Genomic DNA, 21,697 nt, shown 5'->3' on the forward strand with positions numbered 1-21,697 from the left:
AAAAAAAATAAAATCTGACATTTTTCAGCGAATTTTCAGTAGTGGGCGAACTATTCCATCCACTCTTGTTCGGATCTCCTTCGGAGATCATTTGGATATTAAACCAAAAAGTCCGATGGAGATGCGATGAAAATCCAAATATAAACCTGAGCATTTCAACTTAATACCCAAGAAGATCGTTGAGTTTATTCAAAAACTTCCCTGTTCTTATTGTCCACGAAGAAAAGATAAAATAAATTGGACATAAGGAATTCAGCGTTTTACCGAATTCCTTTTAAAAATCATATGGTACCGATTATGATAAAGCTGGTGTCATTATTTATAGATTTCCACGGAGATTGTACCATCTTCTGCAACGGAACCGCGATACATTCCTTCGGTATTAAAGGGCATAATTAATTTCCCATCCTTATCTAGGGCAATCAGACCTCCGTCTCCACCCATTTTGCCAATTTCATCAATAACTCCTCGAGCAGCCTCCTCCACGGATTGCTTCGCATATAACATCCGAGCGGAAACTTGATAAGCCGCAACCGATCGAATAAAAAACTCCCCCCAACCGGTACATGAAACCGCAACAGATTGATTATTTGCATAAGTACCTGCCCCAATAATTGGTGCATCACCTACTCTTCCAAATTTCTTATTGGTCATTCCTCCAGTCGATGTTCCAGCCGCCAAATTACCTTGACGATCCAATGCTACACAACCTACTGTTCCGAACTTTTCATCCTTATAAACTTCAGGAATTGCTGTATGATTTGCATTATGGTCGAGTTCTGCCCGTTCTTTATCCCTAGCTTTTGCTTTTTGTAATGCATCCCAACGAGCTTTGGTCCAAAAATAAGAAGGATCAACAATTTCCAAATGCTGACTTTTAGCAAATTGCGCTGCACCTGCTCCGACCATCATGACATGTTCAGAGTGCTGCATGACAGCAATGGCAGCCTTTATTGGGTTTTTTATGGTAGTCACTCCTGCTACGGCACCGGCTTTCAAATTAGCACCATCCATAATCGAGGCATCCAATTCATTTTTACCATCATTCGTGAACACTGCTCCTTTCCCCGCATTAAATAAAGGCGAATCTTCCAAAATAGTAATTGTTTGAGCAATAGCCTCTACACTAGATTTCCCCGCCTTCAATGCCTCATATCCTTTGCTCAATGCAAGCTTCAAAGTGTTTGTATATTCTTTTTCCATCTCCACTGTCATGTTTTTTTTCAATATGGTGCCCGCCCCTCCATGAATAGCTAAAATATACCGTGGTTTGGAGGCGGATTGCGCAAAAAGATCTTGACAAGGGACACAAATAGCAATAAAAAGCAGTATAAAAAATATGGATCGCATCATAATAGTGGTTATTTGCATTAAAATTAGAAAATAATACCTAAAAACAGCACATGCCGAACAATTTCTTGTCCGGCATGCGCATTTCATAGGTAATTAATATTTATTTTTTGGTGACTGTCAATTTAGCTTTATCGTTTCCTTCGGATAAATCAACGACAAATTCATATTTAGCGTTGTTTTCTAAAGTTTTTCCTGTCAGTATTCCTAAATTTCCCGGATCTCTTCCATTAGTACCATCTCCAACAAATATGATATCACTCGTTGTACTTAATTCGGTATTTTTATATTCACCCCCCCATCCTTTTTGATGGAAGAATTTGAAGTTAATAGTTGATGCTCGAATAGATTGACCAGCAACTACCGTAACACGGTATCTTTTATTTCCAATAGGCGCTAGACATAATGCATTGTCGGTATTCCATCCAACTTCATTACCTGCTACAGTAGGTTTTCCGATTCCTTCTCCAATAATCCAAATCGCCCCTGTACCATCTGCATTCAGTGTTGCTAAATTATTGCCATTCATAGCCTCCACAAATACATAAGATTTATCAAAATTGGCATAGAACCTGTATTTTCCAGTACTGGCATTGAAATAATATTTCCCTCCTTCTTGACGAATATAGTCTTCATCAATCCACCAAGTACTCAATCCATCAATTCCATCAATGGTTATTTCTTGTCCTTCAGTTACCTGAATATCCACGGCATATAAATCATCCGTTAACATACGCATACCTTCTCCATTGAATGCATATCCAATGATAAATGGACTGGCCGCATAAGTCAATGTATTAAAAGCAATGGTATATACTCCAGATGAAGAATTTGAAAAAGGTATGTTTTGAGTAATACCCTGAGTTACAGCATCATTCTCCCATCCAAACTGTATAAGGTTGCCTAAAGAACCAAAAGCTGGTGCTTCTATATAACCGGCTATTTTAAAAGGCAAGTTTTCCGTAAGCTCATATTGATTAGCTGCAACACGTTCCATTTTATACGTTTTTGCCGCTGTAACGAAGTTCAAGAAAGGAAAATCTGGACGTGTAATTGGCAAGGATTCTGTTTTTTCCGCTTTAACTAATTCCACATTCTGTAAGGTGAATTTTAATGTTGCACTTCCATTAGGAATATCCTTTAAGAAAGGGACAAACAATTTACCACTATAATCGCCATACTCTTTAGTCCGAATAATTTGCTCGGCGACCACTTCTTCGTTAAACAATAACTGCGCTTTTACAGTCGATAATTTAACCCCTTGATCTGCTACAGATACTGTGAATGGAATACTATCTCCAAAATGCGCAGTTTCAGGCTTTAATTTCACATCAATAGTCGGACTTCCTCCGCCTATTGGAACGATTAATTCTTCCTCTTTACAGGATGCAACTAAGGCTAACAGAAGAATATATATTGAATTTTTTATAAGTTTTTTCATTTTTTCCAAGAATAAGATACTACAGCGTTTGCTGGAATAGCGTAAGTGAAATGATTTTTACCGTCATCTATTGTAATTTTAGATTCTGATCCCGCAGCATTACTAAGCACTAAAGCATATGTTCCATCGGTATTTTTAAATGCAGCGTACACCAAATTACTATCGTTGACTCCTTGCGAACCTATACGAATAGCTCCTGGTTTGACTACCGCAGACATATGACCAATGATGTAATAATGAGAATTTTTACGGATAGTTTTATAATCACTTTTATTAATATCTACCGCCCCATAACAAGTTTGGCATCCACCATCGCGATTAGGTCCACGATCTGAATCTAACATGAGGTTCCATACAATTACCCCTTTGCTCCAATTGTTGACAGTTCCTAAAGCAACTTCCTTCATATCCTCTGTCAAACGTTTACTTAAATTATTTCCATCATTCCAAGTACCTATGGATGTTTCTGTAAATACAATCTCTTTATTTGGCGCTTTCTGATGAATATCTAAAAGTTCTGCTTTATCTCCACCATAATTATGATAGGCTGAACCTGCAAAATAGGCAGCTGCCGCTGCATCTTGGAAGATTTTCACAGGGTAATCCTCTTGGGATGCCATATTATCGTAATTGTAATTATGGTCAAAGGCATAGATTTTTGTTGTCAGGCCTGCAGCTTTCAATTTTGGACCTAATGCCGTTTTTACAAAAGCTTGCTGTTCACTCCAATGCATCAATAATGAGGCTGAATTTCCTGCATTCAAGGGTTCATTTTGAGGTGTGATGGAATAAATCGAAATGCCTTCCGATTTCATTGCTTCAATCCACTTTACAAAATACGTCGCATAGTCTTGGTAATAAGTTGGATTTAAATGCCCACCTGTCCATGAATTATGCGCTTGTAGATCGGTCAAATTATTGACCTTCATCCATCGAGGTGGAGTCCATGGAGACCCCATAATTTTAAGCGTTGGGTTGATGGCTAAGATTTCCTTAAGGACAGGGATCACATACTTTAGCTCTTCTTCTTGCAAAGCGAAGTTTGCTATTCCGGGCTCATCAGCCAAGGTATATTCACTTAAAGAAAAGTCTGAACATCCAATCGCTATACGAATATAACTTTGTCCCATACCCTCTGTTGGTGAAAAGGTTTCTTTTAAAAACTTACTGCGATCGGCAGCATTCATTTTCAACAGATTGTATGCTGCAGACCCCGTTACTGCGGAGCCGAAACCATCAATGGATTGATATTTTACATTTTCATCCAATTTGATAGATTTCGGAGCCATATTAGACCCTTTAGAGAAACTTACATAGCCCTTTTTAAAATCTTGCGATAATGATCCTGTCGTCGTATACAGCAATACATCTCCAGAGGTCGGAACTTCCGGTACAACCACAACATCCTTTACACTATCACTACCACATGCAATCACTACCCCCGCCAAAACTGCGGTAGATAAAATACAATTTCTTATTCTATTCATCATACTAATAGCCTAAATTCTGTACAATATTTGGATTTTGATCGATAATCGCCTGAGGGATTGGTAAGCGATACGAATTCTCATTAAATGGATAAACTTGAGTTTTACGTCCTGAATCTTTGGCATACACCGCATTCATAAATTGCTCCACCTTGTTCAATCGCACTAAATCAAACCAACGTTCCCCTTCAAATGCTAATTCCAACCTTCTTTCCTTTAAATATGCTTCTAGCATATTTTCTTTGTTCGCTTTGGTCCCGCTAGCTAATTTCGGTAGCTGCACACGTTCACGGACTTGATCAATGATATCTGCTGCTGCAGCTAAATCAGGACTTTCTTTCATGATAAGTGCCTCCGCTTTTAACAATAAGATGTCCGCATAACGCATCTTGATAATGTTACTAAATGCTGAACGCGTTTTATACATAAATGGATAATTATTTGAAGGATAGTAATTACTCCAAGTAGCTTCATAAAACACAATTGATTCCGTATATCGGATTTGATCTGCTTCTCTAGTGAAAGCAGCAATTAAATCACGAGATGGGGTTATCCATTTCGCCCAGGTAAAGTTGCTATTGTAGTTAGACAAATCACGACCAAACATCCAGGTTACCCAGTTACCATTACCTACAAAGAACTGTGCTTCCAAAATACTTTCTTTCGAATTTCTCTTCTTTGCATCCGCAGAACCTTCGACTACTCCAAATAAATCACGATAGTCGGCCTCTAAACCAAATCCATCCGCGGCCAATTCATCGGCATATTGAATAACTTTAGCGTAATTTCTTAATGGTTTTTCAGCATATAATTTTACTAATAACGCTCTAGCCACCGATTTAGAAAACTTCGTTTTATCTGTTGTTAAATTTTCAGGAGCATCCGAAATAGCTTCTAACAAATCTTTTTCAATTTGCTCATAAGCTTCTTTTTCCGTTTTTTGAACTGGAAAATAATCTTCATAAACATCTTCGATGGTTTCTTCAGTAATGTCACCAGCGATAGTGGTCACAACAGGAATATCTCCCCATAAACGAACCATATCAAACATAACCATAGCTCTGAAGATTTTAGCCTCCGCTTTCATGCGATTGCGCACACTATTAGTCAAGGTATTATCTTCAACCGAATCAATGTTCACAATTAATAAATTAGCACGAGCTATATCTTCCATATAGCGGTTCCAATCTCTTTCCATCACCGAGTTTGATCCTTCAATAGAATTATTTTCAAATGGCATCACTTCAGCACCGGTAGTACCTGCGTAAGCATTGTCTGAATGCGATTCAGCAATCAACAGCAAATCCATATACCAATGCTCTTGCCTATCACGCATTTGGTTGTAAATCGTTTGTAAATGTCCTTCTACTGCCGCACGATCTTTAAACACAACTGTTTCCTCTTCATCGGTAACTCCTTCGGTTACATCTGAATAAGTATCCAAGGGCTCCTTATCCAATGAACAACTGCTTGAAATAGCCATAAATGCTATTAGCACCAGTTGATATATATAATTTCTTTTCATCGTTTTCTAATTAAATTCCTTAAAATTCCAAATTCAAGCCTAGTACAAAAGACTTACTTTGCGGGTACGTTCCCCAATCTATACCTTGAACTGTGCCACTATTTCCATATTGATTCACTTCAGGATCTAAACCAGAATACTTCGTGAGCGTCAATAAGTTCGTTGCGGAAACAAATGGTTGTAATCTATTTATTCCAATTCTATTCAACAGTTCGGAACGAACATTGTAAGAAAGAGATATATTTTTAACACGTAAATAACTTCCGTCTTCTATAAAATACGTAGAATTTAACATGTTGAATCCAGCCTTAGGGATTTCGGTAATTTGCCCAGGAACCCTCCATCGCTGTAAAACGCGTGTCGATTGATTTTTTCCATCATACATACCTTCTGTTTCCATACGTGAGGCATTGAAAATATCATTTCCTTGAGATCCTTGTAAGAATATACTTAGGTTAAAGTTTTTGTAGGAAAAATCATTTGTAAATCCAAAGGTGAAATTCGGGTTAGGATTACCAATAAATGTGCGATCTGAAGAAGAAATTCGTCCATCTCCATTGATGTCTTGATAATTTAACTCGCCTGTTTCAGGATTTACTCCCTCACTGATATAACCAAAGAAACTACCCATAGAACGTCCAGGGACATTTCTTACCGCATAATCATTAACCACTTCTACGGTTCTAGCGGCAGGGTAAATTTGTTGTAAGGCAAGACTGTTCAAATTGTTTCTATTGAAGGAAATATTAAACGAGGTATTCCAAATAAATTCATTTTGAAAGTTTTTACTCTGAATATTTAATTCCACCCCTTTGTTTCTCATTTCACCTTCATTTCTAGTGATGGTGGATGCAATTTGCCCAGCAGGTAAGGATACATACATTAACATATCTCGGGTTGTTTTTTGATAATAATCAAGGTTAATTATCAAACGACTATTAAATCCAGTAAAGTCAATACCAAAGTTAGTTTGATTTGTGTTTTCCCAATGCAAATCTTTAGTTCTCAAATTTGCTGCGGAAATGGTAGGTAATGCATTTATTTTACCTGTTTCAAACCATGGTTGTCTGGAAATATTGTACCGTTGTAAATAGGCATAATCACCGATTCCATCTTGATTACCCGTTAAACCCCAACCCCCACGAATCTTCAAATCATTGATCCAAGTGTAGTCTTGCATAAATTCTTCCGAAGAGATCCTCCATGCCGCAGAAATGGAAGGAAATACTCCCCAACGGCTATCTGGATGTAATTTGGAAGAACCATCTGTACGTAAATTTGCAGTAATTAAATATTTACCATCAAAATTATACGATAAACGTCCAAAATATGACATAATCGCCCAATCAGAAGCACCAGAACCTGTACCAGTCCAAGAAATCTTATTGGCAGCATTCAGCGTTTGAATTAAATCATTTCTAAAATGGGAGGCATTAATCCAGTTGTTTGAATATTGTGAAGTGGTATACGATGAACCTAACATCGCTTCAAACCCATGTGCATCAACTTGCTTATTGTAGTTAAAAACATTATCGAAGGTAATCACCGAATTCATATTTCTAGAATCTGATCCTTCACCAAATTGATTTCTTCCCCAAGTGGTCGATAATGGATCTAAAAAGGTTGTAGACATGGCATTTCTACGATCCAAAGCAAAAGTAGAACGGAAATTCAATTCAGGTAAAATATGCACTGTTGCTGTTCCAGCACCTATAAATCTATTTTCACGGTTTTTATTATTCTTCGTTCTAGCCATATTTTCCAATGGACTAGTGATATTTAATCCATAAAAATTATGGTAATATTGCCCCTCGTTCATCGTATCCCAAATAGGTGCATACGTTGGCGTATTAATAGTTGCTAAAATTACACCTCCGCGATTTGATCCAGTACCTTCAATAATTCCATTGCCATTATAATCCGCATAGGAAATATTGGCATTCACTGTTAACCATTTACGCACTTTATTTTCAATATTTCCACGGAAATTATATCGTTTATAAAAAGCAGTATTGATAATACCCTTATCATCAATGTACCCTCCTGATAGCAAATATTTAATTCGATCGTTTCCATCGGAAATGGACATCTGGTAGTTTTGAGTCACCCCATTTTGGAAGGTTTCATCAAACCAATTGGTTTGATCGGTCAAATTATCTGGAAGATTTATCATCCCAATTTCACCCATCAAATCTTTATACTGTGCGGTATTTAAAGGTGTAATGCTATTGGTGATTTTGTTTTGTGTCGTTAATACATTTAAGGTAATCTTAGGGTTTCCTACTCTTCCTTGTTTAGTAGTAATCAATATCACCCCATTAGCAGCCCTAGAACCATAAATCGATGCCGAAGAAGCATCTTTTAAGATTTGCAAATCGGCAATATCATTTGGAGATAAAAAATCAATATTATCGACAGGGATATTATCGACCACATATAAAGGATTATTGCTGCCGTTAAATGATGTGGTACCTCTAATACGGATAGAAGTTCCACCTCCTGGAGCACCGCTTGGCTGTGAAACTGTAACCCCTGCAGCACGACCTTGAATAGCTTGTGAAGCATTAACAATAGGACGTTCTGTTAGATCTTCTAAGGAAACCGAAGAAATCGCTGTTGTTACATCCTTACGTTTCACCGAACCGTAACCAATAACTACTACGTCTTCCAAGGTATTGGTAGCAGGTTTCAAATTTATGATCAGATCCCCTGTCTGAGCAATAACCTCTTGACTACTGTAACCTATGTAAGAAATTCGAAGTTTTGTTCCTACAGGAACATTGCTAAGAGTAAAATTTCCCTCATTATTTGTAGAGGTCGAAGATGATCCTCCAATTTGAGTAACCGAGGCGCCTGCAATCGGATTGTTTGATGTTTCGTCTATTACCTTTCCTGTAACGGTAATGCTAGCTTGTCCATAGGACATACTACTTACCAACAACATTAAAAAAATAAATAGACCTGTGTTAACCTTTGTAAAAAGCTTCATAGGACTTATAATTAGTTTTATTATTAATTTAGGATAAACCTTACTTCCCATTCAAAGTTAAATAGGGAATCTCTTTAAATAGCTTAATGTGAAATCACTTTAATAAAAAAGTAAACAATATAAAACACAAATAATTGATAAACAACTATTTGCATATAGTTTTCGATAAAAAAAGTAACGTAAATTAGGAGCTTATCGCAATATTTCCGATTTCTTTTATTCGTTCATCAAAGTCTTCTTTGGAACCAATGACCTTATTTTTCACTTTTACTCGATAGTTGTAAACGGTCCTTAACGAGTACCGCAAGAAGCGGGCGATTTTATTGGAATCCGAAATGCCTAAACGAATCAATGCAAAAATGCGCAACTCATTATTGAGTAATTCATCTGGTTTTAGTGTAATTTGTTCTTCAGGTTTCAGTAATTTATTAAACTCTTGAATAAAGCTAGGGTATAAATTCAGAAAGATCACATCAAAATTATGGTATAAATCTTCCAATTCCGTATTGATGATATCTTGTGATTTCAATTCACGACTCAACTCTTCAAATTGTTTATTGGACAGTTTTTTCAATATTCCTTTTCGGTTATGATCTAATTTGTCAATATATGTAGAACATATTTCAAAAAACTGTGCCATATATTCTTCTTTAATATGGTTGGACTCGCGAAGATCATCATTGACTTCCAGTAATTGGTTGTTTAATACATGAAGTTCTTGATTGGCTATATTTAAGTCCCTGCGTATTCTTTTCAATCGCTTCATTTGCATGTATACGACAATCAAAACCATTAAAAGTAGGACTGTCATCACACTGATCGTGTAAAGGAAATAGGTGAGTTGATTTTTGCTGGCCATTTCCTTGTCTTGGAAAGCAGAATTAATAATGGGATAAAATGATGAGTTTTCAATTGTCCGAAACCTTACATTACAAAATAAGGCATCTTCCATCGCTTGTTGAATAAATTGGTAAGCCTTGTCAATGTCATTGCGTTCAAAATAAATTAAGGCTAAACTTTGCAATGAGGCATTATCCCTGACGGAATTCTTTAAATCGGTGATGGCCGACAGACTAAAATAATAGACTTGTTTATCCTTATCGGATTTATTTTTATAGATCAAGCCTAAGAGGTAGGTAATCACAGCACGTTCGCGTTGGGGTTCTTTCACATCCTCTAACAAGCGATTAAGTTCCTTTTCTGCACGATCTTCTTCGGCATTAAATAAAAACTGCGTAGCATGATTGATGCGATAAGCGATGGAATTTTTAGGCAAAACGGATAATAAAGAATCTCGATAAATCTCGCTTTGAATAAAATACTGGTTATAATTGGTGCTTTGACCGTATTGAGAATAAAAATCGGTCGACGTTTCATAATAGTCTGCTAATAAATTTCCTGTAAGCTCTTCTCTTTTTAAATTTTTAAGAAGCTCTTTTGATTCAATAAATCGACCTGCTGAAGAAAGTAAGCCCGCCATTTGGATTTGCGATTGGGCCTGCTTGTACTGGTCTTTTAACTCCTTAGCCAAGTTCAAATTGTATTGCACATACAAAATGGCGGAATCAATTTGATAGGTTTTAAACTCTTTATATAATTGTTGATGGATTTCGTAACTACTTTTTGCGGAGAGGGAATTGTTCAACGATTCTTTCAACACATAAATGCGTTTTAATTTCAATCGCTCAAAAGTGGACTTTTGTGCCAACGTATTATTCAATTCGCGCACAGCTGCATCAAGGTTGACAGGCTCTTGCCCAACAACTTGTGACATACCCAAGCCCATTAGTACTAGGGTTAAGAAGTACGAAAAGATTAAATACATGTTTGGTTTATAACTATTTTGCACTATCGGCCTCATCCCACCAATCACTTTTCAAATCATCAATTTCTCGACGATCTTTTTTAGTTGGACGCCCAGTCCCTCGATCACGCTTTAGGATAGGGGCATGAAAGGTGGATTTGAAAGCATAAGTCTCTTCTACTGGTGTTTTATCTTCATAATGTAGCACAGCAGTCTTCGCATCTACGCGTTTATCTAAAAGGGAAATAACTCGTATTATCTTCCGTTCTATTCCTTTTTGAATGCTGTATTCGTCCCCAACTTTTACGACATAGGAAGGCTTGATATTCTGTCCAAGAAGTTTTACTCGACCTGCCTTACAAGCCTCCGTTGCTAAGCTTCGAGTCTTAAATAATCGGATGGACCATAAATATTTATCTATCCGTAATTTATCCGTAGATTCTCCCATAAGACAAAAATAGGCATATCTTCTTAATTTTGCTGTTTATGTAACTAAGATCTCACTAAAAATCATCATATTTGTACCTATTAAAATATTGTTTTGTTGAAATTATGTACGAAATTAATTCATTAAAAAAACTAATAGAGGATGCTTGGGAAAATAGGCAACTATTAGAATATAAGGAATATATTGAAGCGATCGCATTTGTGATACAAAAGCTTGACAATGGTGAAATCCGTGTAGCTGAACCCATTGGTGAACGTTGGCATGTAAACGATTGGATTAAGAAAGCTGTTATTCTTTATTTCCCTATTCGTGCTATGAAAGAAATCAAAAATGAGCCTTTCATATACCACGATAAAATGAAATTAAAAACGAATTATAAAGAAATTGGTGTTCGTGTCGTTCCTGGTGCATCAGCGCGTTATGGCGCATTCCTTGCAAAAGGTGTAATCATGATGCCTTCTTATGTAAATATAGGTGCCTATGTAGATGAAGGTACGATGGTCGATACTTGGGCTACCGTAGGTTCATGTGCGCAAATTGGCAAACATGTACATTTAAGTGGTGGTGTAGGAATTGGCGGGGTATTGGAGCCTGTTCAGGCCTCTCCGGTAATTATTGAAGATAATGTTTTCGTTGGTTCTAGAGCGATTGTCGTGGAAGGTATCCGTGTAGAGGAAGAAGCCGTTTTAGGGGCCAATGTCGTTTTAACAGCATCTACAAAAATAATCGATGTATCGGGTGCTGAACCTGTGGAATATAAAGGATATGTTCCTGCACGTTCCGTTGTAATTCCAGGATCCTATACTAAAAAGTTCCCTGCTGGAGAATTTCAAGTTCCTTGTGCCTTAATCATTGGTCAACGTAAAGAGTCTACCGATAAAAAGACTTCTTTGAACGATGCATTACGTGAGCACAACGTAGCAGTGTAAGCCTAAATTTTAAAAATTTATGGTTGCAGAACACATAGATAAGCAAGATTTACAACGAGCCCTCGAAACTTTAAGAGCTGGAGGGCTCATTTTGTATCCAACGGATACGATATGGGGAATAGGTTGTGATGCCACAAACCCCGCAGCAGTAGAAAAAATATTTGCGCTGAAAGGCAGAGATAAGCATAAAAGCATGATTATCCTTTTGGAAAATGATTACCAATTGGAGGCTTATGTAAAAGAAGTTCCTGAAGTCGCTTATCAACTCATCGAAGTGAGTGATAAACCACTGACTCTGATATTTGATCAGGCAAAAAATCTAGCAGCGAATGTAGTTGCTGAAGATGGCAGCATAGGAATCCGCATTGTTAAACATCCTTTTTGCCAATCTTTAATTCAAAAATTCAGAAAACCCATCGTTTCTACATCTGCAAATATCAGTGGTCAACCTACTGCCTCGAATTTTGATGCTATAGATCCTGAAATAATTAATGGGGTAGATTATGTAGTTTCCTATGGTCAAGGTCTATTAGAAAAGGCTAATCCCTCCACCATCATGAAATTAGATGCAAGTGGAAAATTTACGTTTATAAGAAAATAAGTATGAAACAGTTGATGACAATCTTTTCCGTATTCGTAGCGAGTGTTACCTTTAGTTTCGCGCAACAAGCTATTCAACCAGCTAAAGTTGGGGTAACTTACGGAAAGAAAATTGATGAAAAAGGCGCTTTATCAGTAAATAGTTTGGAGAAATCCTTATCAAAAAAAGATAACTATACTGGAAAAATCGAAGGTGAAGTTGTTCAAGTATGTAAAAAGAAAGGATGTTTTTTAACCATTAAACGTCCGGGAGATCAAGAACCAATCATGGTTAGATTTACTGACTATGCTTATTTTGTTCCTCAAGACTTAGTTGGTAAAACAGTGGTTGTTGAAGGTAAAGCAAAAATGAAAGAAACTACCGTAGAATGGCAAAAGCATTATGCGGAAGACATGGGTAAAAGCAAAGAAGAAATTGCCAAAATTACAAAAGCAAAACATGATATCTCCATCGTTGCTGATGGTGTATTGGTTGTGAAGTAATTTTAACCAGGCTCTATTTAGGCTGTAAATGAATAATTTACAGCCTAATTTATATACATTAGGGAAGCATTCAGCATCTTTCCCCTAATAGATCACATCGGAAACAAATCACACTATGTCCATATTTCAAGCTGCATCCTGTCAAACCATTCTTGTCAATGGACAGATCATGGATTTTAATGTGCCTAAGGTCATGGGCATTCTTAATTTAACACCTGATTCTTTTTATGATAATGGACGTTTTGTTGATTTACAACAGGCTAAGGATCATGCAAGCAACCTTTTAGATGAAGGTGCAGATATATTGGATTTGGGAGCTTATTCTACCCGTCCTGGTGCAAAGGAAATTTCAGTGCAAGAGGAATTGGATCGAATTATGCCTATGGTTGAATATTTACATCAATACAGCCCACAGACCATCTTGTCCATAGATACTTTTCGTTCGCAAGTAGCTTCAGAAACCGTACATGCTGGCGCGCACATCATCAATGATGTTTCTGGCGGCTTATTAGATGCTAAAATGTTTGAAACAGTGGCTACCTTACAAGTGCCCTATATTTTAATGCATATGCGCGGAACGCCTGCTACCATGCAAAATTTCACTGACTATGATGATTTGGTTTCGGATGTGGCTACCCATTTAGGGAAAGCTATTTCACAATTAAGGAAATTCGGGGTGAAAGATATTATTCTTGACCCAGGCTTTGGTTTTGCGAAAACCATCGCCCAGAATTATGAATTACTCTTGCGTGTGGATGAATTGCAATATTTCGGATTGCCAATACTAGGTGGAATTTCCAGAAAATCCATGATTTACAAAAAAATAAATAAAACTGCCGATGACGTTCTTCCAGGAACCATCGCCTTAAATACCTTATTACTACAAAAAGGGGTACAACTTCTGCGTGTACATGACGTGAAAGAAGCCAAACAATTGATTGAAATTTTTTATTCCTAAACCCCAATTTTGAAGAAGACAAGAGATATTATCACTATTGGTTTCGCCTTATTTGCCATGTTTTTTGGCGCTGGAAACCTTTTATTACCGCCGTACATTGGCGTCCAAATTGCTGACCATGTGTGGATAACTATTTTTGCCTTTGGGCTCACAGGGATATTGCTTCCATTCCTAGGTATTCTTTCTGTAGTCAATTCAGGTGAAAGCTTTCAAGACCTTGGAGATCGTTTTCATCCGTGGATTGCACCTGTATTAGGCAGCATTATTATGCTTTGTATTGGTCCTTTAATTGCTATTCCTAGAACGGCAGCAACAACGTTTGAAGTCGGAATCTTACCTTCCTTTCCTGAGGCTAAACCCATATGGACTTCAGTAGGATTTTTTGCAATCACCTGGTTATTGACCATTTCTCCTTCGAAGGTTGTCGATATCATTGGTAATATCCTTACTCCTGCACTTTTGGTCTTATTGGTTGGATTAATAGGCATCGGCATCATCCATCCAATAGCTGATTATCAAGCGGCCAAATTAAGCGTCTCAGAATCCTTCAATCTTGGCTTTCTGGAGGGATACCAAACTTTAGATGTATTGGCTTCAGTCATATTCGCCGGTATCATCATAGCTGCCTCTAAAGCGAAAGGCTACCAATCGTTGAAATCAAAAAATCAAGTGGTTATAGCAGCTGGTCTATTGGCTGCAGCTTGTTTGTTTATCATTTATGGAGGACTCATTTATTTGGGTGCGCGATCTGGAGTGGATGATATAGGCATCAAACGTTCTGAATTGCTCATCTTGATATCGCATGCTTTAATGGGTAAATACGGCATGTTGGCCATCGGATTAAGTATTGCATTAGCTTGTTTGACCACAGCAATTGCCTTAGTTTCCGCAGTTGGGAGTTTCTTTTCCAAGTTAACCCACAATAAATTATCGTATAAACTTTTAGTAACGATCTGTTGTTTAGTGTCTTTGTTGCTTTCCATCACGGGAGTCGACAATATTATAGCTGTAGCATATCCAATTTTAAGTTTTGTTTATCCAATAGTAATCACGTTAGTATTATATAGTGTGATTTTTGGATCCATAATCAAAAATAAATCGCCCTATATTGCGGCAATTATCGCATCTACGGCTATTGCTACTTTGGGCTTGTTGAAACAATTTGGATTTTTAAATGAAGGCGCCATCTCGAATCTTAATCATATCCCATTATTTGAAAGTGACTTGGGCTGGGTGATCCCTTCCTTTGTAGCTTTTATAGTGGTAACTTTCATGACAGTGTTCTATAAAAATAAAGCCGCAGCATAAACAGCTTTATAGGTTTATCCTTAAACTAAGCTACTTATGAATTGTATAAGGTAAATTGGAGCTAATAAAAAATCCGTTAACAAGGTTGTTGTTAACGGATTTTTTAACGTATTAGGATTATATACAGGCTACCTATCGAATGGTACTTCCTGCAGATACCTCTGATATTGGGTTTACAAAATCTAAACGACCATCGGCTTCTTCAGCCATCAAAATCATCCCTTGCGATTGAATACCCTTTATTTCACGAGGTTCTAAATTAACTAATATAGATACTTGTTTTCCTATGATTTCTTCTGGAGTAAAATGCTCCGCTATGCCAGATACGACAGTACGTTTATCGATACCGGTATCTATGGTCAGCTTCAATAACTTCTTCGTTTTCGCGACCTTTTCTGCGGTTAATATCTTGCCTACACGGATGTCTAATTTAGCAAAATCATCAAAAGAGATATTCGCTTTTGCAGCTGCTTTAGGAGCTGCTAACGTATTGCTTGCTTTTGCTTGGGCAAGTTTTTGAAGTTGAAACTCAACTTGCTCATCAGTGATCTTATCAAATAACAATTGTGATTCGCCTAATTGATGACCGTTTGGAATTAAATGAGCTTCACCAGCGGCAGTCCAATCTTGGGCAGGAAGGTTTAACATCTCAAATACCCTAGTACTGCTAAAAGGGAGAAATGGCTGGCCTAAAACGGCTAGGTTTGCAACGATTTGTGAAGCAACATACAATACCGTTTTTACACGTTCTTCATCGGTTTTAATGGTTTTCCAAGGCTCTTCATCCGCTAAATACTTATTCCCTAAACGGGCAGCATTCATAAAATTAGCTAATGCTTCGCGGAAACGGTACTGCGATAGCGATTGCTTAATCAAGTCAGGGAACTTAGACAATTCATCCAATACTGCTTGATCTTGAGTAGTCAATGCTGATCCTAAAAACACCTTGCCTTCAAAATATTTGTGCGATAGCACCATCACTCGATTAACGAAATTTCCTAATATCGCTACGAGTTCATTATTTACACGCGCTTGAAAATCTTTCCATGTAAATTCACTATCCGAAGTCTCAGGTAGTATTGACGTTAACATATAACGCAATTCATCTTGCTTATTTGGGAATTCTTCTAAGTATTCATGTAACCAAACGGCATGATTGCGGGAAGTGGATAGCTTATCTCCTTCTAAATTTAAAAATTCATTTGCTGGAACGTTCTCCGGTAAAATGTACTCCCCATGTGCATGAAGAATAGCAGGAAACGTAATGCAATGGAATACAATATTGTCTTTACCTATAAAATGAATTAATGTGGAATCATCTGCTTCATTTGCTTGTTTTTTCCAGTATAGTTCCCAATCTTTTCCTTCATCTATTGCCCATTGCTTAGTCGCAGAGATATATCCAATAGGAGCATCTAACCATACATATAATTTCTTGCCCTCAGCTTCAGCTAATGGAACGTCCACTCCCCAATCCAAATCCCTAGTCATTGATCTGGGTTGTAAACCTGTTTTTAACCAAGACTGGCATTGACCAAAAACATTGGATTTCAAAATATCCTTTTTACCTTCTATAAGCCACTTCTCTAACCAAGGTTGATATTTATCCAAAGGAAGATACCAGTGTTTGGTTTCCTTAAGAATAGGCTCTTTACCGCTTAATGTTGATTTGGGATTAATGAGATCCGTTGGATTTAATGAAGTGCCGCACTTCTCGCATTGATCTCCATATGCGCCTTCATTATGGCAATGTGGACAGGTGCCAACGATATATCGATCTGCTAAAAACTGCTGATATTCTTCATCAAAATATTGTTCAGAAAATCGCTCAATAAATTCACCTTTCTCATGCAGATTTAAAAAGAATTCTTGAGACAATTGATGATGGATAGGTTCTGAAGTACGGTGATAAATATTAAAGGCTATTCCAAATTCCTCAAAGCTATCTTTGATTTGTTTGTTATACTTATCAATAATTTCTTGGGGTGTAACCCCCTCTTTTTTTGCTTTTATGGTTATAGCAGCTCCATGTTCATCTGAACCACAAACATAGACTACATCTTTATTATTTAAGCGTAAGAAACGCACAAAAATATCTCCAGGAATATACGCTCCTGCTAAATGACCAATATGTAAAGGTCCATTTGCATAAGGTAATGCGGAGGTTATCGTATAACGTTGTTTATTAAAAATATCCAATGGTGTGAAAATTAATGTTTATTATTAAGCTTATTCGCTTGGAGTACAAAGATACAGCAAATTGAACTATTCTGCTATGCATTGCTTTAAAATCCTAAAGAAATGAATATTAAAAAAGAAAAAATTGTAATTTCGGGTTCATAAGCAATTCCTTAAAAACAACAATGAAAAATTCTAAAGACATAGGACTACTAATTATTCGACTTGTTATTGGTATCACCATGATTGCATTTCATGGTCTAGGTAAATTAATGGGAGGTCCTGACACTTGGACTAAAATAGGTGGATCCCTAAATAATATTGGAATAAATTTTACACCTATGCTATTTGGCTTAAGTGCAAGCCTTATCGAGACCGTAGGATCCCTCCTATTTATTCTGGGACTATGGACACGCCCCGTAGCTGCATTGTTGGGCATGACTATGCTGATTGCCGCAATTAGCCACCTAAGCCGCGGAGATGGATTTTCCGGAGCTTCTCATGCCATCGAACTATTGGCTGTATATATCGGTTTTATCCTTATTGGCCCAGGAAGATTTAGTATTGATAAGAAATAATATCAATTCTCCCTCCTATTATCGTCAGGGAAATAATTAATTCCAGCAAAGTAAAAAGCCTTCAGTGTACACTGAAGGCTTTTTAAATATAGCTTTTGATTCACTATCGACAAGAAAATACAGCTTGATGCCAGCTATCTTTAAAAGGAACTTCCCATTTATTAGAAAGATCATCCGCGGATTGTAAAATGTTATTAAACACAATGGTTTCCTCAGTCACTTCCCCTTCTTTACATAGCGCTTCAAAAACATCACGAGAAACCAATTGTATGGTTCCCTCTTGATCACGATAGGATAACAACATCCGATTAAATAAACCGATATTAATCTCCTCTTCTAATTCCTTTAATACCCGAACAGACTTATCAATAGAACAACCTGTTACATGAGCTAAAGATTCATCAACAATAAAAATAATGAACAAGTTATATTTAATCTCTACCGAACCTGCTAATTGACTGCCATGTGCTGTCCATTCTTGAACAAATTCTTGTAACCTGTTTTTCGCTATTTCCAATTCTGGTTGAGTGAAAAAGCGATCTGCTTGATAAATCCACGTTTTTTTCATCGTTGTTCCTCCTTAGTAGGGATAATATGGAGATATCATTAAATAAACAATAACCCCAGTCACAGCTACATAAAGCCACATTGGATACGTAATCCTTGCTAACTTTTTATGCCGCTCATAAGCTCCTGCAATACCCCTAATAAATGTAAATAATACGAATGGTATAATGATTATGGAAAGAATGATATGGGTAATTAATATAAAATAATATACATAACGAATCATACCTTCACCACCAAATTTTGTTTCTAAGGAGGTCATATGGTAAGCCACATACATTAATAAAAACAACGATGAGAAAACCATGCATAACTTAATCAAATTCTCATGAAGTTTAATATTTCCTTTTTTGATAGCCCGAACAGACCAAAACAAACAAATTGCCGTGATACCATTTATCGTAGCATAAATTGGGGGTAAAAAACCTAAGGGTTCCACATTGTACCCTAATTTATTTAAATTTACTCTAAACAATAAGGCTACTACCAATGGAATTAAGATGGACAATGTCCATATAATACCTTTATACTTTTTTTCTTCAGGGGTCATACCCATAACTATTTCTTTTCTATTTTTAATGGACTATTTCTAATTTCTTCAACCACTTGAACTTTAATCTCATCTTCCAAACGATCCACTTCTGAACGAAGTCCTACATCATAAAACCCACGAATCCTTCCTTTACTATCAATCAATACAAATTGATTACTAATAATAAATTTATGTGGATTAGATTGATCAGGCATCGCTTCGATCAATAAATTATGGCGTGCATAATCAAATATATCAACCGAAAGATGATGACCTAAATACCAGTGAGGATTCATCCCTTCACGGTAATCAGCTATTTTTTCCAATAAATCACTAGACTGATCCGTACTATCGACACTCAAAGAATACAATCGAATCTTATAATTTTCTTTAAACCTTTCAGCGATGGTGTTCATGTCATAAAATAACTGTTTGGACAATCCATCATCTTTAGCATAGAATAAATGAACGACAGATATCACGGTATCAGTTGATAAGAACTGATTGGGTTTACCATCAAAATTTATAAAATCAAAAGGTTTTACGACATGAAATATGGTGTCAGGGATTTCTCTACCCATCACCCGATTCATTTTTCCAGAAAGTTCTTTCTTTCCAAATACAGGTAATTTAACGTACTCATTAGAGCCCATTTGGTTTACCATAATATATAAAAATCCTGGCACAAAGAGTACAAGTGCCAGGATTATTAATTTTGATATATTTCTCGAACGAGTATTTTTACTCATTGCAATAATTTCAATTAATGTGGGAATATTGGTTGATGCGTAAATGCGCCATTTAAGAAGTCACCCTCTATCAACATCAAAACAATAAAATAAATAATAAAAATAAATACTACACTACAGCAAACAATAAAACCTGTTTTTTCAAATTTCAAGTGCATAAAGAATGCAACAATATAATAGGCCTTAATTAACGTAAGAACTATATAAATTACATTAACTAGCATACCTTTTTGAAGAATTCCCCAATGGTGTACAAAACCTAATGCGATTAAGAACTCTAATGCAGTTAATGCTAATAGTATAAAAAATACGGTCCAGATACGTTTTTTATCCATTCCTTCACCGTGTGCATGTGCGTCGTGGCCAGCTATATGATCGTGATTACTCATTATCTTTTCGAATTATAAATAAAAATACAAGATTAAACTAAGTAGAAGAAGGTAAATACAAATACCCAAACTAAATCCACAAAGTGCCAATAAAGACCTACTTTCTCCACCATCAAATAGGTACCTCTTTTTTCGAAGGTATTATTCAAGGTCATAGAAAGAATGATAATATTCAATAACACCCCAATTGAAACGTGAAATCCGTGAAAACCAGTAATGGTAAAGAACAAATTGGAGAATTGAAGTGCTGCTGTATAGGAGACCTCTTTTGTGAAATAAGGACTGAGCGCTTGCACTATGGCATTATCATCTGTAAGTCCTGTTGCTGGGTTACGTCCAAACCAAAAACCTTGGTGATGTAAGTGAGACCATTCAATTGCCTGACAACCTAGGAAACACAAACCACCCAAAATAGTCCAAAACATCCATTTTACGACCTCTTGTTTAGCGTTTCGATGTCCCGCTTCAACGGCTAATACCATAGTTACGGAAGACATAATCAAAATAAAAGTCATTATGCCGACAAACACCAATGGTTGGCCATGTTCAGCAATACCTGGAATCGATTGAAACACTTTATCTGCATCAATCCATGTAGGTTGAGCAAACTTTTGCGCACCATAATAAATCAAAAATGCAGAGAATGTAAATGCATCCGACACCAAGAAAAACCACATCATGATTTTTCCATACTCTAAGTTCCAAGGTGATTTACCTCCGCTCCAAGGTCCTTCTTTTACCTTATCCAATTGCGATACTGTTGTACTCATTGTTTACTGTTATTGATTCAAAAGTAAGAAAACATAAATATATATCCATAATAGATCTAGAAAATGCCAAAAAATAGTGGCAATCTCCATCCGGAAAATATTGTTATGAAGTGGAATCTGTTTTGCAGCTCCAACATAACATCTTATTAGCACTAATATACCGGCGATGATGTGTAATAAGTGAAAGCCTGTAAATACATATATGAACGATTGTGAGGCATTATTATTCGAAAATGATATTTCTCGATCAAATAAGACCGTCCAAGCATAATATTGTAGCGCAAAAAAAACCACTCCTAAAAGGATTGTAATTACTAAATAAAGCTTTTGCTTTTCAAGATTTGCTTTTTTTACTGCATTAAAAGCGATATGAATAGTTAGACTACTCAAAATAATTACTGCAGTACTGAACACAAATGCATAAGGTAAAATAGTTTTAATACCCTTATCTACCCCACTTGCCGTATAAACGATAAATCCAGAGGAATACGCAGCAAACATCATAAACATAGCAATCATTCCCAGGTAAAGATTAAATTTCTTAGCCTTTTGTGATCTGTTTAAATCTTCACGTATCAAGTCCTGCTTATCCATACTTAATTTTAATTCCAT

At 36.6% G+C, this 21,697-nt stretch carries 20 protein-coding genes and 1 pseudogene; 6 read left to right on the forward strand and 15 right to left on the reverse strand.

All coding sequences use genetic code 11. From position 1 onward, the window contains the following. Window positions 1-315: 315 nt before the first annotated feature. The 7 genes from ACFRAE_RS13450 to ACFRAE_RS13480 form a co-directional block, all read right to left on the reverse strand. A complete protein-coding gene (locus ACFRAE_RS13450) occupies window positions 316-1,353 on the reverse strand; it encodes an isoaspartyl peptidase/L-asparaginase family protein (RefSeq protein ID WP_422797685.1) in 1,038 nt (345 codons plus the stop codon). Between the two features lie 100 nt (window positions 1,354-1,453). Next, complete coding sequence (locus tag ACFRAE_RS13455; protein WP_422797686.1) at window positions 1,454-2,791, reverse strand: DUF5121 domain-containing protein; 1,338 nt, start codon at window positions 2,789-2,791, stop codon at window positions 1,454-1,456. Further along, window positions 2,788-4,281, reverse strand: a complete 1,494-nt coding sequence (locus ACFRAE_RS13460; RefSeq protein WP_422797687.1) for a glycoside hydrolase family 30 protein — start codon at window positions 4,279-4,281, stop codon at window positions 2,788-2,790. The genes ACFRAE_RS13455 and ACFRAE_RS13460 overlap by 4 nt, the downstream gene beginning before the upstream one ends. A gap of 1 nt (window position 4,282) precedes the next feature. Then, window positions 4,283-5,803, reverse strand: coding sequence for a RagB/SusD family nutrient uptake outer membrane protein (locus tag ACFRAE_RS13465; RefSeq protein WP_422797688.1), 1,521 nt, complete (start codon window positions 5,801-5,803; stop codon window positions 4,283-4,285). A gap of 19 nt (window positions 5,804-5,822) precedes the next feature. After that, the gene (locus ACFRAE_RS13470) at window positions 5,823-8,792 is read right to left on the reverse strand and encodes a SusC/RagA family TonB-linked outer membrane protein (protein ID WP_422797689.1); all 2,970 of its coding nucleotides are present in this window, start codon (window positions 8,790-8,792) and stop codon (window positions 5,823-5,825) included. A gap of 184 nt (window positions 8,793-8,976) precedes the next feature. Further along, window positions 8,977-10,617 carry a DUF6377 domain-containing protein gene (locus tag ACFRAE_RS13475; RefSeq protein WP_422797690.1) on the reverse strand — a complete coding sequence of 547 codons (1,641 nt, stop codon included), beginning with the start codon at window positions 10,615-10,617 and terminating at the stop codon, window positions 8,977-8,979. Window positions 10,618-10,630: 13 nt separating this feature from the next. Next, a complete protein-coding gene (locus ACFRAE_RS13480) occupies window positions 10,631-11,044 on the reverse strand; it encodes an RNA-binding S4 domain-containing protein (protein WP_422797691.1) in 414 nt (137 codons plus the stop codon). Window positions 11,045-11,148: 104 nt separating this feature from the next. Between ACFRAE_RS13480 and ACFRAE_RS13485 the strand changes: the two genes are divergently transcribed. From ACFRAE_RS13485 to brnQ, 5 genes are all read left to right on the forward strand, one after another. Then, window positions 11,149-11,973 carry a 2,3,4,5-tetrahydropyridine-2,6-dicarboxylate N-succinyltransferase gene (locus tag ACFRAE_RS13485; protein WP_422797692.1) on the forward strand — a complete coding sequence of 275 codons (825 nt, stop codon included), beginning with the start codon at window positions 11,149-11,151 and terminating at the stop codon, window positions 11,971-11,973. A gap of 19 nt (window positions 11,974-11,992) precedes the next feature. After that, entirely contained in the window at window positions 11,993-12,574 is a 582-nt protein-coding gene (locus ACFRAE_RS13490) for an L-threonylcarbamoyladenylate synthase (protein ID WP_422797693.1), read from the forward strand. 2 nt (window positions 12,575-12,576) lie between these two features. After that, window positions 12,577-13,056 (forward strand): DUF4920 domain-containing protein, encoded by a 480-nt coding sequence (locus tag ACFRAE_RS13495; RefSeq protein WP_422797694.1) that lies wholly within the window; start codon window positions 12,577-12,579, stop codon window positions 13,054-13,056. Between the two features lie 115 nt (window positions 13,057-13,171). Beyond that, window positions 13,172-14,014 carry a dihydropteroate synthase gene (gene folP, locus ACFRAE_RS13500; protein WP_422797695.1) on the forward strand — a complete coding sequence of 281 codons (843 nt, stop codon included), beginning with the start codon at window positions 13,172-13,174 and terminating at the stop codon, window positions 14,012-14,014. A gap of 9 nt (window positions 14,015-14,023) precedes the next feature. Then, a complete protein-coding gene (brnQ, locus tag ACFRAE_RS13505) occupies window positions 14,024-15,322 on the forward strand; it encodes a branched-chain amino acid transport system II carrier protein (protein ID WP_422797696.1) in 1,299 nt (432 codons plus the stop codon). 132 nt (window positions 15,323-15,454) lie between these two features. On the opposite strand, the gene metG is transcribed toward brnQ, so the two are convergent. Further along, window positions 15,455-17,521 carry a methionine--tRNA ligase gene (gene metG, locus ACFRAE_RS13510; RefSeq protein ID WP_422797697.1) on the reverse strand — a complete coding sequence of 689 codons (2,067 nt, stop codon included), beginning with the start codon at window positions 17,519-17,521 and terminating at the stop codon, window positions 15,455-15,457. A gap of 164 nt (window positions 17,522-17,685) precedes the next feature. Here metG and ACFRAE_RS13515 point away from each other — a divergent pair, with 164 nt between their 5' ends. After that, a complete protein-coding gene (locus ACFRAE_RS13515) occupies window positions 17,686-18,078 on the forward strand; it encodes a DoxX family protein (RefSeq protein WP_422797698.1) in 393 nt (130 codons plus the stop codon). On the opposite strand, the pseudogene ACFRAE_RS13520 reads toward ACFRAE_RS13515, so the two are convergent. The 7 genes and pseudogenes from ACFRAE_RS13520 to ACFRAE_RS13550 all read right to left on the reverse strand — a co-directional run. Beyond that, a pseudogene (locus ACFRAE_RS13520) lies at window positions 18,059-18,133 on the reverse strand (prepilin-type N-terminal cleavage/methylation domain-containing protein); the annotation flags it as partial. The gene ACFRAE_RS13515 and the pseudogene ACFRAE_RS13520 sit on opposite strands and share 20 nt — an antisense overlap. A 48-nt stretch (window positions 18,134-18,181) precedes the next feature. Then, on the reverse strand, window positions 18,182-18,646 hold the full coding sequence (locus tag ACFRAE_RS13525) for an ABC transporter ATPase (protein WP_422797699.1): 465 nt from the start codon (window positions 18,644-18,646) through the stop codon (window positions 18,182-18,184). Between the two features lie 12 nt (window positions 18,647-18,658). Next, on the reverse strand, window positions 18,659-19,201 hold the full coding sequence (locus ACFRAE_RS13530; RefSeq protein ID WP_422797700.1) for a DUF420 domain-containing protein: 543 nt from the start codon (window positions 19,199-19,201) through the stop codon (window positions 18,659-18,661). A 2-nt stretch (window positions 19,202-19,203) separates the two neighbouring features. Further along, entirely contained in the window at window positions 19,204-19,926 is a 723-nt protein-coding gene (locus tag ACFRAE_RS13535; RefSeq protein WP_422797701.1) for a photosynthetic protein synthase I, read from the reverse strand. A 14-nt stretch (window positions 19,927-19,940) separates the two neighbouring features. Then, complete coding sequence (locus tag ACFRAE_RS13540) at window positions 19,941-20,315, reverse strand: cytochrome C oxidase subunit IV family protein (protein ID WP_422797702.1); 375 nt, start codon at window positions 20,313-20,315, stop codon at window positions 19,941-19,943. Window positions 20,316-20,347: 32 nt separating this feature from the next. Next, the gene (locus ACFRAE_RS13545) at window positions 20,348-21,085 is read right to left on the reverse strand and encodes a cytochrome c oxidase subunit 3 (RefSeq protein ID WP_422797703.1); all 738 of its coding nucleotides are present in this window, start codon (window positions 21,083-21,085) and stop codon (window positions 20,348-20,350) included. A 9-nt stretch (window positions 21,086-21,094) separates the two neighbouring features. Then, the gene (locus ACFRAE_RS13550; protein ID WP_422797704.1) at window positions 21,095-21,697 is read right to left on the reverse strand and encodes a cytochrome c oxidase subunit 3; all 603 of its coding nucleotides are present in this window, start codon (window positions 21,695-21,697) and stop codon (window positions 21,095-21,097) included.

The organism is Sphingobacterium sp. HJSM2_6 (genome assembly GCF_049316305.1).
In the GTDB taxonomy this organism is placed as follows: domain Bacteria; phylum Bacteroidota; class Bacteroidia; order Sphingobacteriales; family Sphingobacteriaceae; genus Sphingobacterium.

What these genes read in the sequence shown, in the direction of transcription:
- ACFRAE_RS13450 (WP_422797685.1), bottom strand. Translation starts at nt 1,353, where the DNA reads ATGATGCGATCCATATTTTTTATACTGCTTTTTATTGCTATTTGTGTC.
- ACFRAE_RS13455 (WP_422797686.1), bottom strand. Translation starts at nt 2,791, where the DNA reads ATGAAAAAACTTATAAAAAATTCAATATATATTCTTCTGTTAGCCTTA.
- ACFRAE_RS13460 (WP_422797687.1), bottom strand. Translation starts at nt 4,281, where the DNA reads ATGATGAATAGAATAAGAAATTGTATTTTATCTACCGCAGTTTTGGCG.
- ACFRAE_RS13465 (WP_422797688.1), bottom strand. Translation starts at nt 5,803, where the DNA reads ATGAAAAGAAATTATATATATCAACTGGTGCTAATAGCATTTATGGCT.
- ACFRAE_RS13470 (WP_422797689.1), bottom strand. Translation starts at nt 8,792, where the DNA reads ATGAAGCTTTTTACAAAGGTTAACACAGGTCTATTTATTTTTTTAATG.
- ACFRAE_RS13475 (WP_422797690.1), bottom strand. Translation starts at nt 10,617, where the DNA reads ATGTATTTAATCTTTTCGTACTTCTTAACCCTAGTACTAATGGGCTTG.
- ACFRAE_RS13480 (WP_422797691.1), bottom strand. Translation starts at nt 11,044, where the DNA reads ATGGGAGAATCTACGGATAAATTACGGATAGATAAATATTTATGGTCC.
- ACFRAE_RS13485 (WP_422797692.1), top strand. Translation starts at nt 11,149, where the DNA reads ATGTACGAAATTAATTCATTAAAAAAACTAATAGAGGATGCTTGGGAA.
- ACFRAE_RS13490 (WP_422797693.1), top strand. Translation starts at nt 11,993, where the DNA reads ATGGTTGCAGAACACATAGATAAGCAAGATTTACAACGAGCCCTCGAA.
- ACFRAE_RS13495 (WP_422797694.1), top strand. Translation starts at nt 12,577, where the DNA reads ATGAAACAGTTGATGACAATCTTTTCCGTATTCGTAGCGAGTGTTACC.
- folP (WP_422797695.1), top strand. Translation starts at nt 13,172, where the DNA reads ATGTCCATATTTCAAGCTGCATCCTGTCAAACCATTCTTGTCAATGGA.
- ACFRAE_RS13515 (WP_422797698.1), top strand. Translation starts at nt 17,686, where the DNA reads ATGAAAAATTCTAAAGACATAGGACTACTAATTATTCGACTTGTTATT.
- ACFRAE_RS13525 (WP_422797699.1), bottom strand. Translation starts at nt 18,646, where the DNA reads ATGAAAAAAACGTGGATTTATCAAGCAGATCGCTTTTTCACTCAACCA.
- ACFRAE_RS13530 (WP_422797700.1), bottom strand. Translation starts at nt 19,201, where the DNA reads ATGGGTATGACCCCTGAAGAAAAAAAGTATAAAGGTATTATATGGACA.
- ACFRAE_RS13535 (WP_422797701.1), bottom strand. Translation starts at nt 19,926, where the DNA reads ATGAGTAAAAATACTCGTTCGAGAAATATATCAAAATTAATAATCCTG.
- ACFRAE_RS13540 (WP_422797702.1), bottom strand. Translation starts at nt 20,315, where the DNA reads ATGAGTAATCACGATCATATAGCTGGCCACGACGCACATGCACACGGT.
- ACFRAE_RS13545 (WP_422797703.1), bottom strand. Translation starts at nt 21,085, where the DNA reads ATGAGTACAACAGTATCGCAATTGGATAAGGTAAAAGAAGGACCTTGG.
- ACFRAE_RS13550 (WP_422797704.1), bottom strand. Translation starts at nt 21,697, where the DNA reads ATGGAATTAAAATTAAGTATGGATAAGCAGGACTTGATACGTGAAGAT.